At 62.2% G+C, this 14,807-nt stretch carries 16 protein-coding genes; 11 read left to right on the top strand and 5 right to left on the bottom strand.

From position 1 onward, the window contains the following. Positions 1 to 328: 328 nt before the first annotated feature. The 9 genes from BFN10_RS04190 (at position 329) to BFN10_RS04150 (ending at position 8,704) form a co-directional block, all read left to right on the top strand. Complete coding sequence (locus tag BFN10_RS04190) at positions 329 to 955, top strand: DUF1120 domain-containing protein (RefSeq protein ID WP_071488602.1); 627 nt, start codon at positions 329 to 331, stop codon at positions 953 to 955. Between the two features lie 33 nt (positions 956 to 988). Further along, positions 989 to 1,612, top strand: coding sequence for a DUF1120 domain-containing protein (locus BFN10_RS04185; protein WP_071488601.1), 624 nt, complete (start codon positions 989 to 991; stop codon positions 1,610 to 1,612). A 36-nt stretch (positions 1,613 to 1,648) separates the two neighbouring features. Further along, complete coding sequence (locus BFN10_RS04180) at positions 1,649 to 2,272, top strand: DUF1120 domain-containing protein (RefSeq protein ID WP_071488600.1); 624 nt, start codon at positions 1,649 to 1,651, stop codon at positions 2,270 to 2,272. Positions 2,273 to 2,359: 87 nt separating this feature from the next. Beyond that, on the top strand, positions 2,360 to 2,989 hold the full coding sequence (locus tag BFN10_RS04175; protein WP_071488599.1) for a DUF1120 domain-containing protein: 630 nt from the start codon (positions 2,360 to 2,362) through the stop codon (positions 2,987 to 2,989). A 2-nt stretch (positions 2,990 to 2,991) separates the two neighbouring features. Then, positions 2,992 to 3,729 (top strand): fimbria/pilus chaperone family protein, encoded by a 738-nt coding sequence (locus BFN10_RS04170; RefSeq protein ID WP_071488598.1) that lies wholly within the window; start codon positions 2,992 to 2,994, stop codon positions 3,727 to 3,729. 81 nt (positions 3,730 to 3,810) lie between these two features. Then, a complete protein-coding gene (locus BFN10_RS04165) occupies positions 3,811 to 6,273 on the top strand; it encodes a fimbria/pilus outer membrane usher protein (protein ID WP_071488597.1) in 2,463 nt (820 codons plus the stop codon). Positions 6,274 to 6,284: 11 nt separating this feature from the next. Beyond that, the gene (locus BFN10_RS04160; RefSeq protein WP_071488596.1) at positions 6,285 to 7,412 is read left to right on the top strand and encodes a DUF1120 domain-containing protein; all 1,128 of its coding nucleotides are present in this window, start codon (positions 6,285 to 6,287) and stop codon (positions 7,410 to 7,412) included. 10 nt (positions 7,413 to 7,422) lie between these two features. Beyond that, on the top strand, positions 7,423 to 8,043 hold the full coding sequence (locus BFN10_RS04155; RefSeq protein ID WP_071488595.1) for a DUF1120 domain-containing protein: 621 nt from the start codon (positions 7,423 to 7,425) through the stop codon (positions 8,041 to 8,043). Between the two features lie 10 nt (positions 8,044 to 8,053). Next, entirely contained in the window at positions 8,054 to 8,704 is a 651-nt protein-coding gene (locus BFN10_RS04150; RefSeq protein WP_071488594.1) for a DUF1120 domain-containing protein, read from the top strand. Positions 8,705 to 8,758: 54 nt separating this feature from the next. On the opposite strand, the gene BFN10_RS04145 is transcribed toward BFN10_RS04150, so the two are convergent. After that, on the bottom strand, positions 8,759 to 10,024 hold the full coding sequence (locus BFN10_RS04145; protein WP_071488593.1) for a CynX/NimT family MFS transporter: 1,266 nt from the start codon (positions 10,022 to 10,024) through the stop codon (positions 8,759 to 8,761). Continuing rightward, positions 10,014 to 10,673, bottom strand: coding sequence for a FadR/GntR family transcriptional regulator (locus BFN10_RS04140; protein WP_071488592.1), 660 nt, complete (start codon positions 10,671 to 10,673; stop codon positions 10,014 to 10,016). The genes BFN10_RS04145 and BFN10_RS04140 overlap by 11 nt, the downstream gene beginning before the upstream one ends. A gap of 158 nt (positions 10,674 to 10,831) precedes the next feature. Between BFN10_RS04140 and BFN10_RS04135 the strand changes: the two genes are divergently transcribed. Both BFN10_RS04135 and BFN10_RS04130 read left to right on the top strand, forming a co-directional pair. After that, the gene (locus BFN10_RS04135) at positions 10,832 to 11,143 is read left to right on the top strand and encodes a type II toxin-antitoxin system MqsR family toxin (protein WP_071488591.1); all 312 of its coding nucleotides are present in this window, start codon (positions 10,832 to 10,834) and stop codon (positions 11,141 to 11,143) included. Next, positions 11,140 to 11,622 carry a type II toxin-antitoxin system MqsA family antitoxin gene (locus BFN10_RS04130; protein ID WP_071488590.1) on the top strand — a complete coding sequence of 161 codons (483 nt, stop codon included), beginning with the start codon at positions 11,140 to 11,142 and terminating at the stop codon, positions 11,620 to 11,622. The genes BFN10_RS04135 and BFN10_RS04130 overlap by 4 nt, the downstream gene beginning before the upstream one ends. 52 nt (positions 11,623 to 11,674) lie before the next feature. On the opposite strand, the gene BFN10_RS04125 is transcribed toward BFN10_RS04130, so the two are convergent. The 3 genes from BFN10_RS04125 to BFN10_RS04115 are packed head-to-tail and all read right to left on the bottom strand — an operon-like array spanning position 11,675 to position 14,740. Next, positions 11,675 to 12,439 carry an amino acid ABC transporter ATP-binding protein gene (locus BFN10_RS04125; protein ID WP_003171943.1) on the bottom strand — a complete coding sequence of 255 codons (765 nt, stop codon included), beginning with the start codon at positions 12,437 to 12,439 and terminating at the stop codon, positions 11,675 to 11,677. Between the two features lie 11 nt (positions 12,440 to 12,450). Next, positions 12,451 to 13,548: an amino acid ABC transporter permease gene (locus tag BFN10_RS04120; RefSeq protein WP_058422897.1), complete on the bottom strand. Its 1,098-nt coding sequence runs from the start codon at positions 13,546 to 13,548 to the stop codon at positions 12,451 to 12,453. A 10-nt stretch (positions 13,549 to 13,558) separates the two neighbouring features. Then, entirely contained in the window at positions 13,559 to 14,740 is a 1,182-nt protein-coding gene (locus tag BFN10_RS04115) for an amino acid ABC transporter permease (RefSeq protein ID WP_071488589.1), read from the bottom strand. Positions 14,741 to 14,807 lie beyond the last annotated feature (67 nt).

Below are 14,807 nucleotides of genomic sequence, written 5' to 3'. Positions count from 1 at the left end.
TGTACAAAACACAGGCTGTGCGGATTCAAAGAGCGCGAAAAATATCCGAATGAATGGGTTTGATCGATACAACAACTACGACTAAGCAATTTTTCTTACAAGCACATCAGTTGTTTCCAGCATCAAGGCAGGTTTGTCAGGCAGACCCATTATCGTAATTGTTGCATTCCTCCCCCCTGGGCCACGGGCGTTAAATGTGTCCCGGCTCAAGGCAATAGAAGGCGCGGCGTCGCTTGTGAAAAACATCCTGACCCTGCGACGCCAGCGCCCCGCCCGTGCCACTTGTCTGCCCTCCGTGCCAACACTTTGCCAGGAATACGTTGTTCAAATGAAAGCCCCACATTCCCTGCTTCTCACCACTTTACTGATGGCAGCCGCTACACCTGCGCTGGCTGCCAGCAGTATCGACTTGAACGTCACGGGTGTGATCACCCCAAACGCCTGCACACCAACCCTCAGCGCAGGCGGGGTTGTCGACTACGGCAAGATAGCGTTTGCCGACCTCTACGTGGAAAGCGCCACGCTCTTGCCGACCGCCAACCTGCAACTGAGCGTGGAATGCGACGCCGCGACGTTGTATGTATTCCATGCCGTCGAGAATAGTGTAGGCGGCGGCGATACCTCCTTCGGCCTGGGGGTGATCAACCAGAACCGCTCCATCGGTGCTTACCACCTGGGGCTGAACAGCTCCACCGCCGAAGGTCTGCCGATCTCCACCCTGTCCTCACGAGACAACGGTGTCACCTGGATCCAGAGCTCGCCGAACGCGTTGTGGATCCGTGGTCGACTCGCCGGTTTCGGCGATGACTCAGGCGGGGCCTGGGCACCGGTTCCGATCCGCAACTTGACCAGCAACCTGCTCATCTACGGATACATTGCCGCCACCCGCGGCCTGACTTTGACCGAGGAGCAGCCTCTCACCGGCTCCGCCACCTTGGAAATGCGTTACCTGTAATCCCCTCTTTTCTCTTCACAAGGACCCGTGCCGATGGACAGAAGAACCTGCGCCACACTTGCCCTATTGCTGAGTGTCTGCGCCCCCGCAGCTTTCGCAGCCAGCACTACCGACCTGAGTGTCTCGGGCACCATTACGCCTAGCTCATGCACCCCCAGCCTGTCCAATGAGGGCGTCGTCGATCATGGCAAGTTGACCGGTCGGGATCTGGACATCGATCTGCCGACCCGTTTGCTCCCCGGTGAAATGCAACTGGATGTGCATTGCGAGGGCGCCACGCATTTCACCCTGACCACCGTCGATAACCGTGGCGGAACGTCAGCCATCAACCCGGTGTTCCACGGGCTGGGAGTGGTCAACGATGACCAGATGCTGGGCAGCGTCGCGCTCGGGCTGTTCGAGCCCGTGGCGGACGCGACGCCGGTACAGGCCATCATGTCGCGGGACGGCGGTGCCAGCTGGGGGCCGTCGTCCTACCTGGGGCACGCCGCACTCACCGCCTTCGCCGCCGCGGGCGCCCCCTATACCCCGATTGCCATCACCGACCTCAGCGCTCGCCTGCGGGCCTTCACCATCATCGCCCCGGCCCGCGACCTGACCCTGCTGGACGAGCTGCCGATCGATGGCAGTGCCACGTTGCAACTCAAGTACTGGTAACCCTTTTTTCCCTTGTCCTTTATATGGAGCCTGACCATGAAACTTTCCTTGAATACCCTGTTCGCCACCGTACTGCTGGCCGGTGGCACCAGCGCCTTCGCGGCCTCCAGCGTCGATCTCACCGTCAAGGGCCTGATCACCCCCAGTGCCTGCACTCCAGCCCTGTCCAATAGCGGGTCTGTGGACTACGGCAAGATTTCCGCCAAGGATTTGAATGTCGACCAGGTAACGCCCCTCACCGAGCAAACCGTACAACTGACCGTCACCTGCGACGCGGCTACCCTCATGGCCCTGGACGCCGATGACAACCGTGCCGGCTCGAACTATGGCGGCGACATCAGCGAATTCGGCCTGGGCCTGGTCAACGGTACACAGAAGCTCGGGGCCATGGGCCTGAGCCTGAACACGCCGATTGCCGATGGCGTGGAGGGGCGGACGATCGCCTCCGTCGACGGCGGCGTGACCTGGGTCAATGAGCGCAGCTTGACGCCCGACAACCTGATCTCGGTAGCCGACACCGCCGTCGCCACGCCCATCCCTGTTCAAGTGTTGACCTCGGACCTGATTGTCAGCCCCAAGATCGCCCCTTCCAGCCAATTGACGCTGACCAACGAGGTGGCCATCGACGGTTCGGTGACCGTGACGGTGCGCTACCTCTAAGCCCACTCGAAACGCACACAGGCAGGTCATGAGACCTGCCTGTGTCCTGCACTGAAACGAAGAACCAGGCAACCGGTGAACCTCCCCATGAAGCACACCTCTTCACGCCTTCTTGCCATGCTTTGCCTGCTGTGTAGCGGGCCCGCAGCGTTGGCGGCCTCCAGTACCGAATTGAATGTGACCGGGATAATCACCCCCAGCGCGTGTACACCGACACTGTCGGCCAATGGCATCGTCGACCACGGATTAGTGCCGGCACGCAGTCTCAACCAATACGAGTTCAGTGTCTTGCCTACCCAGGCCCTGGACTTGAATGTGAGCTGCAACGAGTCGGTGCTGTTTGTGTTGGTGGGCTTGGACAACCGCGCCGATTCATCCCTGGGCCCGGGTTTTTACTATGGCCTGGGCCATAACGTCCACGCCCCCACTGAACGACTCGGCACCGTGTCCATTGCCTTTCGCGACGTGATGGGCGACGGCGAGCGCGTATTGGTGCTGGCGTCCAGCAATCAGGGACTGACCTGGTTCCCGGAAAGCAATGCCTACCCGAACAATTACATGGGGTTCGCTCACCCCGGTACGTTGGTGCCGGAACCCCACCGCCAGATCGCGGCCACCTTGCAAGTCAATACGTCGATCAACGCGGCCGCCTATTTGACCCTCAAGCAGGAAGTCCCCCTGGACGGTTCCATCGTGCTTGACCTGAGGTATCTGTAGCCATGTCCCCCCTTCCCTTTTCAACCCGCGCCTTCACCGCCATTCGCTACGCCGGCCTCTACCTCGGCGCACTGGCCCTGACGTTCGGCGGTCCCTCGTGGGTGCTGGCCGACGGCATGGTGCCCGACACCTCGGTGGTCATCGTCAACGAGGCGGACGGCGAAGCCTCGGTGTCCGTGACCAATACCGACGACAAGTTGGCGCTGCTGCACGTGACCCTTGAAGACATCCCCGAGGACAAAGCCTCACTGTTGTTCGTGACCCCGCCCCTGGCCCGAGTGGAACCGAACAAGAGCCAACTGATCCGCTTCATTCTGCAATCGCCGGAACCGCTGAAAACCCAGCGCCTGAAACGGGTGATATTCGAAGGCATGCCCCAAGGCCGTTCGGCGGCCCAGGCCGGGCACGCACGGGTGGGCGTGACGGTGCGCCAGAACCTGCCGGTGATTCTGCACCCCAAGGGCCTGCCCCCCAACCGCACACCCTGGACCGGACTGGAGTGGCGCCTGCAGAACAACCAATTGAGCGTCAGCAACCCCACGGCCTATGTGGTACGCCTGGCTCAGGAGCTGCGTTTGTTGCCCGGCGACGGTTCGGCCTTGCTGCCGCGCACCTACGTGCTGCCCGGTGAGACCCTGCGCGTGACGGTCACCGGCGGCGGCGCGAGTCGCGTGCAACTGCAACCGGCCACGGTGTATGGCTTTGCCGTGGCGCCTTATGAAGCACCGATCACCCTATAAAAAAGAGTGGCCTGCCAACGCCACCGAAGGGCCTGACTGAACCGCAGAGTCAGCAGGCCACCCACAGCTGAGAGTGACCTTGTGAGCACAGTAATGACTGACCGTCGCGGCCAAGCCGTGCCCGCCGTTTCACCACGCCGCGCGCACACCTTATTGGCAGGGCTGGCGCTGACCCTGGGTGGTTCACTGCCATACGAGGCAGCTTGGGCGAGCGACAACCTGATTGCCGGCGCCTTCGACCCCCAAACTTTGTCCCATCGCGGCATCGATCCGGAGTTGGCCAACCTGCTCCTGCAAACGCCCCGTTTTACCGCGGGCCGGCATGCCGTCAACCTGAGCGTCAACGGCCAACGCCGTGGTCGGGTGGATGTGGAATTCGACCACCAGGGCAGTCTCTGCTTCAGCCGGGCCCTGCTGGATGCGGCCAACCTGATAGTGCCCGATGAAGTCGAGACCCCAGGCTGCCATCGTTTCCTCGAGCGCTACCGACAAACTGTCATCGAGCAAGACCCGGCCAGCCTGAGCCTGGCCCTGGTGGTACCGACCGACGCACTGCGCCCCGCCCGGCAGGATATCTCCGGCTATCAGACCGGTGGTTTTGCCGGCCTGCTCAACTATGACCTCACGGGCCTGCACAACGAGTTCGGCGACAACACCAGCCGCTTCGGCTCAGCCAACACCGAAGTCGGCTTCAACGCCGGCGACTGGATCGTACGCAGCCGCCAGGTCAAGACCTGGCAAGACAGCCGTTCACGCACCGCTCATCTGGATGCCTATGCCCAGCGCACCTTTGCCGAGCAACAGGCGGTGTTCCAGGCCGGCCAGATCAGCCTCTACAACCCGGTGCTGGCGGGCACGCAGATCACCGGCGCCCAAGTGCTGACCGAAACAGCACTGCAAGACCAGAATCAGGGCGCGACGATCAACGGCATCGCCAACAGCCCGGCCCAGGTGGAAGTCCGCCAGAACGGTGCACTGATTCACTCCACCGTGGTGCCGGCCGGGCCGTTCGCGCTGACGGATGTACGCCGTTTGAACAGCCGCTCAGACGTGGAGGTTACGGTCAAGGAAACCACTGGCGAAGAACGCCGCTTTACGGTGCCCGCAGCCATGCTCGGCCTGGGCCTGCCGGCGCCGGGTTATTCCGTGGCGGCGGGACGCGTGAGAAAAATTGGCGACAGTGACGGCACTGAGCCCTGGGTGGTCAGCGCGGGCTGGAGCGGTGCGGTACACCCGCAAGTCAGCCTGGGTGGCGGCGCATTGGTCGCCGATGACTACCATTCGGCGGGCGTCAGCCTGGGGTGGCTGCCCTGGCAGGACAGTCAATTGCAGGTCTCGGCGCAAGCGGCCCAGGCCAGCCACGATGGGCGTGAGCGTGGCGTCCAGACGGACGTGTCCTGGTCCCAGCGTTTCAGTGAAAACTGGTCGGTGACTACCGCCGGCTCATGGCGCTCCCAGGGCTATCGCGACCTCGAGGATTCGACCTTCGTCGGCAACAGTCGCGACCAACAGCGCTCGCGCTATCGCGACCAGCAAAGCCTCACCGCGTCCTGGGCGCATCCCGCACTGGGAGCGTTCAGTGCCGGGGTGTCACGCACTGCGGCTTACAACGGTGAAAGCAGCAGCCGCGCGTTGGCGTCCTGGGGCACCAGTTTTGGCCGGGTGTCAGTGTCCGCCAGTGCCGAATGGCAGGTGGGCGGCCGCCAGCAAAACGATGACAGCGTTTACCTGAACATCAGCCTGCCGCTGGGTGAAAACCGCCGCGCCCGCACTTGGGCGCGCAGGGCCGGCGGTGAGCATCGCCTGGGCGTGGGGTTGAACGAGCAACTCAACGACCAGTTGAGTTACCGCGTGGGCGTGGAGCATGACAGCCGCGACCGCGAGGTGGAGTCTTCGATCGGCGTGTCGGCCCTGCCGTGGTACAGCCAACTGGACTTCAACTACACCCGCAGCAATGACGAGCACTCCAGTTACCAGGGCGGCGCCCGTGGCGGCGTGGTGGTGCATGGCGACGGCGTGACCTTCTCGCCCTATCCGGTGCGCGACACCTTTGCCGTGATGTCGGTGGGCGAGATGGCGGGGATCAAGGTGACGACGCCCAGCGGCCCGGTGTGGACCGACTGGCAAGGCCAGGCCGTGGTGTCGCAACTCAACGCCTACGGCCGCAGCCCGGTGGAAGTGCAGACGCGCTCACTGCCGCGCAACGCCGATATCCACAATGGCCTGGCGGTGATTTCCGCCGGGCGCGGCGCGGTGGACAAGGTTGAATTCGGCGTCGCCCTCACCCGGCGCGCGCTATTGAACGTAACCACCGACAACGGTCAGCCGTTGCCGCGCGGCGCGACCGTGAGCACCGCCGACGGTGAATTCATCACTCTGGTGCAGGAAGACAGCAAAGTGTTCCTGCCCGACGTGCTCAACCCGCGTCCGCTGTGGATCAAGGCCCCCGGCCAGGCGCGTTGCCGCCTGAGCTACGAATTGGCGGACGACGTCGACCCCGAGGTGTATTACGAAACCGCACCCGCCCGGTGCCACCAGCCATGAGGACTGTGACCATGGGCCTGAAACCTGTCTTGTACGTCATGGGCGCCCTGTTCGGCGCCCATGCCCTGGCCGCCGACGAATGCCAACTCAACCTCAGCCAGACGCACGTGGACTTTGGTTTGATGAACCGCGCCGTGGGACTGGTGCCCGCCCCCGAGCGCCTGCTGGGAGAGCGACAACTGAGCCTGACGTTGAACTGCCCGCAGCCCACCGACATGAGTGTGTTTTATCGTGGGCTGGCGGCGGGGCCGGGGCGGTTCCGCTTTACCGAGCTCGGCAGTTACGGCTTGCAAGTGCGTGACGCAGTGCTGGACGGCCAGGCGGTCGAACTCGGTTTGATCGCGGGTCCGGGGCAAGCGCCGTCCGCAGTCAGCGCTCGGCTGAGCTGGCAGCCCGACCACGGCGTGGTGCCGATGCGCGGTGGCGTGGCGGTGACCGGGCGTAACCTGTCGCTGCAACTGGACGCCAGTGCCTGGGCCAGCGAGGACGCCGTCCGGGTACGCGACGCGGTCAGCTGGGACACTGCGGGGTTGTTCGACGCCCTCGCCGTCGACCATTCGCGGGAATTGCGTTGGCAGGCACGTTTTGCACCGGCGGCGTGCACCCCCACCCTGTCCAACGGCGGCCATGTGGAGCTGGGCAAGTTGTCGGTCAGCGACCTGTCCAACGACAAGGACACGCCCCTGGCGCCACGCGCGTTGTCCCTCAGCGTAACGTGCGATGCGCCGACAGCCTTCGCCGTGCGCATGCAGGACAACCGCCAGGGTTCGGCAACCGGTGCCGGTGATGAAACCACTTATGGACTGGGCCTGGACGCCAGCCGTCAGAAAATCGGGCGCTACCGCCTGCTGTTCGACCCGGCCCTCATCAGCGCCGACAACTTCGCCCAAGTCTTCAGCACCGATTCCAGCACCGGCGGCCTGCCCTGGAGCAGCGCCAGTGCGCGTATCACGGCGGTGGGGGCCATTCGTTACCTGGGTTTCAGCAGCACATCGGGCAGTACCGGCGGGCCCAGCGCCATTCAACACCTCAACGCCACGCTGAGCCTGGAGGCGACGGTCGCCCCACTGGAATCGCTGGATCTGGGCAATGAGGTTCGCCTCGACGGCTCGGCCACGCTCGAAATTCATTACTTATAGGAACTCAACCATGAAAACGATACTGATCCGACTGGTCGCCTGCGTGTGCCTGAGCCACGTGCTGCAGGCCCAGGCCGCTTCAACCGTCGAGCTGAACGTCAGCGGCCGGATCACGCCCAGCGCCTGCGCGCCCAGCCTGTCCGATGGCGGCGTGTATGACTTGGGCAAGATAGCCGCCAAAGACTTGAACAGCGATCGACCCACCCTATTGCCCGCCACCAGCCTGCAACTGGCAATCACCTGTGAAGCCATGACGCTGCTGGCCCTTGAGCCCCGGGACAATCGCCTCGGCTCGAGTTACAACGATTCACCCAACTCATTCGGCCTGGGGCTGACCGGCAATAACGCCAAGCTCGGCTTCCTGCTGCTGACCCTCGATACCGTGTTGGCCGACGGCGTTGAGATGATACCGATTGGCTCGACGGCGTCCTCGTCCTGGTCACCCACGAGCATTCTATCGCACCACTTCCTCACCGCATTTGCCCCAAAAGACGTATTCGCTCCAGCACCTGTGCAGCAACTGACCGCCCAACTGCACGTCGCACCAGCCCTCGCCCCCGCCAACACCCTGCCACTGAGCGAAGAAGTGCCCTTCGAAGGCTCGGTGACCCTGACCATCAAGTACTTATAGGAGCTGAACCATGAAAGCCTCACTGATTCGCGTGGCCGCCCTTGCCTGGCTGGCCAGTATTTCAACCGCCCAGGCCGCGTCCACGGTGGAACTGACCGTGGGTGGCCTGATCACCCCCATGGCCTGCACCCCGGCGTTTTCCGGCGGTGGGTTGATCGACTTCGGCAAGATCTCCCAACAGGACCTCAACCAGGCCACGGGCACCCGGCTGCCGCTCAAGTCACTGACCCTGACCGTCAGTTGCAACGCCCCCGGTCGCTATGCCCTGCGCATGCACGACAACCGCGACGGCTCGGCTCACGTCAACAGCGAGATTTACTACGGCCTGGGCCTGGACAGCGCGGGTAACAAGATTGGCGTGTACTCGGTGAAATTCGATCCCAAGCAAACGGTGGCCGATGCTTTGCCGGTGACTTATGGCACCGAGTCGACCACGGGTGGGGTGGCGTGGCGTACATCCAACAGCAACCCCATCGATATCGGCTCCAGGAGCCTGCTGGGCTTTACCGATGTGGCTGGCAGCACCGCCGGCCCATCAGCGATCCAGAACCTGACCAGCACCCTGACCCTGGAAGCCGTGATCAACGCCAAGCAGAACCTCGACCTGAGTGTGGAAACGCCGATGGATGGCTCCGCGACGCTGGAAGTGGTGTACCTGTAGGCCGTGCCTGAGTGACTGTGCGACGTAGCCCCTGCGCTACGTCGAGGCCGCAGATCAAACCCGCTCGCTGAGCACGCCAACATAGCGTGCTCGGCCGGCGCCGAGCCCTGTGATGATTGCCCCCAGGCCGATCACAGCGAACACCCAGCCGGTGGCGCCCCAGCCGCCGGTCCAGTCATGCAGCACACCCACCGCCAATGGCCCCATGGACGCCAGTGTGTAGCCAAAGCCTTGCGCCATGCTCGACAGGTTGGCGGCCACGTGGGAATCCCGCGAGCGCAACACGATCAAGGTCAGCGCCAGGCTGAAGGTGCCGCCCTGGCCCAGGCCCAGCAGGATCGCCCAGCCCCACAAGCCGTCGAGCGGCGCGTACAGGCAACCGAACAGGCCGCCGAGGGTGAGCAGCATCACCACCACAATCGCCAGCCGTTGATCCTTGCCCCGCGTCGCCAACCACGGTGCCGCCAGCGAGCTGAACAGCTGCACGATGATCGAACCCGAGAGCGCCAACCCGGCCTCAGTGGCGCTCAGGCCACGACCGATCAAAATCGACGGCAACCAGCCGAACACGATATAGGCCAAGGACGATTGCAGGCCCATGTACAACGTCACCTGCCAGGCCAGCCGGTCGCGCAACAAGCCCTTCACGCGATAGGCCACGTGGTGCGCGCCGTGCTTGTGCCCGACCTGCGGCAACCAGGCCAGTGCCGCTACCAATGCCGGCAAGACCCAGAACCCCAGGCCGATGCTCCAGCTGTCGCCGAAGTAATGGCTCAGGGGCACCGAAGCGCCAGCTGCCAATGCCGCCCCCAGGCACAGGGCCATGGTGTAGACGCCGGTCATGGTGCCCGCCTGCCGGGGGAAATCACGCTTGACGATCCCCGGCAACAGTACGCCGATGATGCCGATACTCGCTCCGGCGATCAGGCTGCCGACGAACAGCCCGGCTTCGCCAAATGAACTGCGCAGGATGATGCCGGCGGCCAGGGCCAGGAGGATGCCCAGCACCACCCGTTCGGCGCCGAAGCGGCGCGCCAGCAGCGGAGCGGTCGGCGCGAACAGGCCCAGGCACAACACCGGCAACGTGGTCAGCAGACCGGCCCGGGCTGCCGACAGCCCCAGGCTGGCGGAAACGTCGGCCAGCAACGGCGCCATGCTCGACAGTGCCGGACGCAGGTTCAGTGCCACCAGCACCAGGCCCAGCAGCAACAGCCATGGGCGGCTCACCAGCGGTGGCGTGTGCTGCACCACCTCGTCATCGGCTTCGGCGTCGATCAGCAGTTCTTCGAATTCGGTTTTGCGCTGGGTTTCAAGGCTCATTGATCAACTGCCGGCAGAGGGATTTGGCGCGTTCAGGGTTTTGCTGTTCCACGGCGTCGAGCAAGGCGGTGTGCAGGTCGAACACCGCTTGGCGACGCGGTGAAATGTTCAGGGTCTGGCGCAACTGGGCGGCAACGATGCGCGAGAAATACTGGTACAGCTCGCTGAGTGCCGGATTGTGCGCGGCGTCCACCAGGTGCTTGTGGAACACCAGGTCAGCGCTGATATAGGCCTCAAGGTCGCCGTGATACAGCTTGCCACTGGTGTCAAGGGCTTCGCGCAAGGCGATGAGGTCTTGTTCGGTACGACGCATGGCGGCCAACCCGATGGCTTCCACTTCAAGAATCTGCCGCGTCTCCTGCGCCTGCTCCAGGGTGCAGTGGGATAGCGCCCGCATCGTGCCCAGCGGATCGGTCATCGAGCGCAGGTAACTGCCATCGCCCTGGCGGATTTCAATCAAGCCGGAGAACGCCAATACGCGCATGGCCTCGCGCACGGTATTGCGGCTGATGCCCAATTCGGCGGACAGCTCGGGCTCGGTGGGCAGGCGCTCACCGATGGCCCACCGGCCTTCAGTGATGCGCAGGCGCAACTGCTCCAGGGCCTGGTCGACCAGGGAGCGTTTGATCAAAGGGGCGATGTCTGTCATGGGCTCCGCGCTTTCGTCCAATCATAGGATGAATTTTCCTACAGCCTATTCGGACTTACCTACAAAGGCAACGCACTACGGTTCTTAGGCAGGTAAAGGAGCAGTATTTTCGATTGGTAAAATTACCCTTTGAGGGTAATTATGGACTTAGGTGTCTTATGGAAAAGTACACACCTCATTACGATTTGGCGGTGATAAAGGCGGATGTGAGACGGCTGGGAGACCAGGCATTTACCTCAACGGCCAAGGCCACAGGAAGGAAACTCGGCTTCGCAATCCATGAGATGAAGGAGGTCGTTTATCAATTGCAAACCAGGATGTTGTACAAATCAATGACTACCTATGCAGACCATCGGGTATGGCAGGACGTGTACCACATCAGTTCACACGGCATGGAGATGTACATAAAGGTGACTTACTGCCCAGGCGGTAACCCCCCGGTCATCTCCTTCAAGGAGTGCAACTCATGAAAACCCGACAATGCTATATATGCGGTACACCCGGCGGAATGACCCGGTTCGAGGGCCGAAGCGAAACCCTTAGTGTCAAAGGCATGGAAAGTCGTGTCGATGACCTTTCTGGCTGGGAATGCCATGCATGCAGCGACAGCGTGTATGACCCTGATAGTTCAGAGCGCCATGCGAAAGCCGGTGATGAACTCATCCACGCCGCGCGAAAAATGATCGGCACCGAGATGAAACGCATCCGACGCAAACTGCACATTACACAGAAGGAAGCGGTGGAACTGCTATCGGGAGGCGGTCACAACGCTTTTTCACGCTACGAGCGCGGCGAGCTTCTGCCCCCCAAACCCCTGGTGCTGCTGATGCGACTATTGGATCGCTACCCACACCTGCTGGCCGATGCGAGGGCGTTGGCCGAGGGTACTGATATGCGCGGATTCAACCACACCATCAATACCGATCAGGAAGCGCTCAAGGCCTCCTAGACAGGCAAAAACAAACCCGGCACCAGGCCGGGTTTGTCGTTTCAAGCATCGATCAATGCAAGATCTGGCTCAGGAACAACTTGGTCCGATCATTCTGCGGGTTGTCGAAGAAGTCATTCGGCGCCGCCTGTTCCACGATCTCCCCCTTGTCCATGAAGATCACGCGGTTGGCCACGGTGCGCGCAAAGCCCATTTCGTGGGTCACGCACAGCATGGTCATGCCGTCTTCGGCCAGGCCGATCATGGTGTCGAGTACTTCCTTGACCATTTCCGGGTCGAGTGCCGAAGTCGGCTCGTCGAACAGCATGATCTTGGGCTTCATGCACAACGCACGGGCGATGGCCACGCGCTGCTGCTGGCCGCCGGACAGTTGCCCCGGAAACTTGTGCGCCTGCTCCGGGATGCGCACGCGCTCCAGGTAGTGCATGGCGATTTCCTCGGCCTTGCGCTTGGGCATCTTGCGCACCCACATTGGCGCCAGCGTGCAGTTTTGCAGGATGGTCAGGTGCGGGAACAGGTTGAAATGCTGGAACACCATGCCGACTTCGCGGCGGATCGCTTCGATCTGCTTGAGGTCGTTGGTCAACTCCACGCCATCGACCACGATGCGACCCTGCTGGTGCTCTTCCAGGCGGTTGAGGCAGCGGATGGTGGTGGACTTGCCCGAACCCGACGGGCCGCACAGTACGATACGTTCGCCCTGCTTGACGTTGAGGTTGATGTCTTTCAACACGTGGAACTGGCCGTACCACTTGTTGACGCCCTGCATCTGGATAATGCCTTCAGGGCTCACAGGCTGTTTGATCGCTTCGCTCATAACAACAACTCCTAACGCTTGTGGCCTGTGTCGAGCTTGTGTTCCAAATGAATGGAATAGCGCGACATACCAAAACAGAAAATCCAGAACACCAGGGCTGCGAACACGTAGCCCTCGGTGGCCATGCCCAGCCATTTAGGATCGGCGGCGGCTTGCTTGACGCTGTTGAGCAGGTCGAACAGGCCGATGATGATCACAAGGCTCGTGTCCTTGAACAGCGCGATGAACGTGTTGACGATGCCGGGAATCACCAGCTTGAGGGCTTGCGGCAGAATCACCAGGCCCATGCTGCGCCAGTAACCCAGGCCCATCGCTGCAGCCGCTTCGTACTGACCTTTGGGAATCGCCTGCAAGCCACCGCGCACCACCTCGGCCACGTAGGCCGACTGGAACAGGATCACGCCGATCAACGCCCGCAGCAGTTTGTCGATGCCCATGCCTTCGGGCAGGAACAACGGCAGCATCACCGAGGACATGAACAGCACGGTGATCAACGGCACGCCGCGCCAGAATTCGATGAAGGTCACGCAGACCACCCGAATCGCCGGCATGTTCGAGCGCCGCCCCAACGCCAGCATGATGCCCAGCGGCAAGGCACCGGCGATGCCGACGGTGGCGATCACCAGGGTCAGCATCAGCCCGCCCCATTGGCTAGTCGCCACGTTGGTCAGGCCGAAGATGCCGCCATGCAACAGGAAGTAGGCGATGATCGGGTACAGCACCAAAAAGCTCAGGCCGTAGATCGCCTTGCGTTGGAAACGCGAGATGAACAGCGGCGCTACGCCAACGATGGCCAGCCACACGGTCAGGTCCACGCGCCAGCGCAGGTCGCCGGGGTAGTAGCCGTACATGAACTGCCCGAAGCGCTGTTGGATAAACACCCAGCAGGCGCCCTCCTTGGTGCAATCGGCCCGCGTGGTGCCGACCCAGTTGGCATCCAGGATCGCCCAATGCAGGATCGGCGGCACCACCAGGTAGATCAGGTAAAACGCCAACAGGGTCAGCAGGGTGTTGAGCCAGCTGGAAAACAGGTTGGCGCGCATCCATGCCATCGGCCCGAACACTTTGTTCGGCGGCGGCATATCCGGTTTGAATGTATGCGTAGTCATGCTGGTTTCCTCACCGCTCGATCAGCGCAATGCGCTTGTTGTACCAGTTCATCAGCAGGGAAATGCTGATGCTGATCGCCAGGTACACGCTCATGGTGATGGCAATGACTTCGATGGCCTGGCCGGTCTGGTTGAGCACCGTGCCGGCAAACAGCGAGACCATTTCCGGGTAACCGATACCGGCGGCCAGGGACGAGTTCTTCGCCAGATTCAGGTATTGGCTGGTCAGCGGCGGAATGATCACCCGCAGCGCCTGCGGGATGATGACCTTGCGCAGCGTCGGCCCGGGGCGCAGGCCCAGGGAGCGCGCGGCTTCGGTCTGGCCATGGCTGACGGACTTGATGCCCGAACGCACGATCTCGGCGATGAACGCTGCCGTGTAGACGGTCAGCGCCAGGGTCAGTGCCAGCAGTTCAGGGATGAGTACCCAGCCGCCGACAAAGTTGAAGCCTTGCAACTTGGGCATTTCCCAATGCAGCGGCGCGCCGAAGATCAAGGCGCACAACGCCGGGATCACGATGAACAGCGCCAGGCCCGCCCAGAACTTGTGGAACGGTACGCCGGTGGCTTCGAAACGTTTGTTGGCCCAACGCGCCATCAGCACGATTGCCACGATGGCGACAACGATGCTGACCACAAACAGCCAGAACCCGTCAGCGGCAATCGCTGCCGGCATGTTCAGGCCACGGCTGCTGACAAAGAAGGTGTCACCGAAGTTATGACTGTTACGCGGCCCCGGCATGGTCAGGAACACCGCGAAGTACCAGAACAGGATTTGCAGCAGCGGCGGAATGTTGCGGAACACTTCCACATACACGGTCGCCAGCTTGTTGATCATCCAGTTCGGTGACAGCCGCGCCACGCCGATGATGAACCCCAGCAAGGTCGCCAGGATCACGCCGATAAAGGTCACCAGCAAGGTGTTGAGCAAGCCGATCACGAAGACCCGGGCATAGCTGTCCGATTCGGTGTAGTCGATCAAATGTTGCGCGATGCCGAAGCCGGCACTGCGTTCAAGAAAGTCGAAACCCGAGGTAATGCCCCGGTGCTGAAGGTTGGTCTGGGTGTTGTTGAAGAGGTACCAGCCCAGCGAGACCACCGCCACTATCGTGATGATCTGGAAGAGCCACGCACGCACTTTAGGGTCGCTGAAGCTGAGCTTCTGCTTGGGTGCGCCGATTTGATTTTGCATGAAGTGCCCCGGAAATAATGGAACAGAACATCACCCGGCGGTTGGCCCACCGGGTGACAGAACCATC

The organism is Pseudomonas extremorientalis (assembly GCF_001870465.1).
Classification (GTDB): domain Bacteria; phylum Pseudomonadota; class Gammaproteobacteria; order Pseudomonadales; family Pseudomonadaceae; genus Aquipseudomonas; species Aquipseudomonas extremorientalis.
This window is presented reverse-complemented; position numbering and strand designations above follow the sequence as displayed.

Bases quoted from the DNA above. Each gene is read 5' to 3' on its own strand.
- BFN10_RS04190 (WP_071488602.1), top strand. From the start codon at position 329: ATGAAAGCCCCACATTCCCTGCTTCTCACCACTTTACTGATGGCAGCC.
- BFN10_RS04185 (WP_071488601.1), top strand. From the start codon at position 989: ATGGACAGAAGAACCTGCGCCACACTTGCCCTATTGCTGAGTGTCTGC.
- BFN10_RS04180 (WP_071488600.1), top strand. From the start codon at position 1,649: ATGAAACTTTCCTTGAATACCCTGTTCGCCACCGTACTGCTGGCCGGT.
- BFN10_RS04175 (WP_071488599.1), top strand. From the start codon at position 2,360: ATGAAGCACACCTCTTCACGCCTTCTTGCCATGCTTTGCCTGCTGTGT.
- BFN10_RS04170 (WP_071488598.1), top strand. From the start codon at position 2,992: ATGTCCCCCCTTCCCTTTTCAACCCGCGCCTTCACCGCCATTCGCTAC.
- BFN10_RS04160 (WP_071488596.1), top strand. From the start codon at position 6,285: ATGGGCCTGAAACCTGTCTTGTACGTCATGGGCGCCCTGTTCGGCGCC.
- BFN10_RS04155 (WP_071488595.1), top strand. From the start codon at position 7,423: ATGAAAACGATACTGATCCGACTGGTCGCCTGCGTGTGCCTGAGCCAC.
- BFN10_RS04150 (WP_071488594.1), top strand. From the start codon at position 8,054: ATGAAAGCCTCACTGATTCGCGTGGCCGCCCTTGCCTGGCTGGCCAGT.
- BFN10_RS04145 (WP_071488593.1), bottom strand. From the start codon at position 10,024: ATGAGCCTTGAAACCCAGCGCAAAACCGAATTCGAAGAACTGCTGATC.
- BFN10_RS04140 (WP_071488592.1), bottom strand. From the start codon at position 10,673: ATGACAGACATCGCCCCTTTGATCAAACGCTCCCTGGTCGACCAGGCC.
- BFN10_RS04135 (WP_071488591.1), top strand. From the start codon at position 10,832: ATGGAAAAGTACACACCTCATTACGATTTGGCGGTGATAAAGGCGGAT.
- BFN10_RS04130 (WP_071488590.1), top strand. From the start codon at position 11,140: ATGAAAACCCGACAATGCTATATATGCGGTACACCCGGCGGAATGACC.
- BFN10_RS04125 (WP_003171943.1), bottom strand. From the start codon at position 12,439: ATGAGCGAAGCGATCAAACAGCCTGTGAGCCCTGAAGGCATTATCCAG.
- BFN10_RS04120 (WP_058422897.1), bottom strand. From the start codon at position 13,548: ATGACTACGCATACATTCAAACCGGATATGCCGCCGCCGAACAAAGTG.
- BFN10_RS04115 (WP_071488589.1), bottom strand. From the start codon at position 14,740: ATGCAAAATCAAATCGGCGCACCCAAGCAGAAGCTCAGCTTCAGCGAC.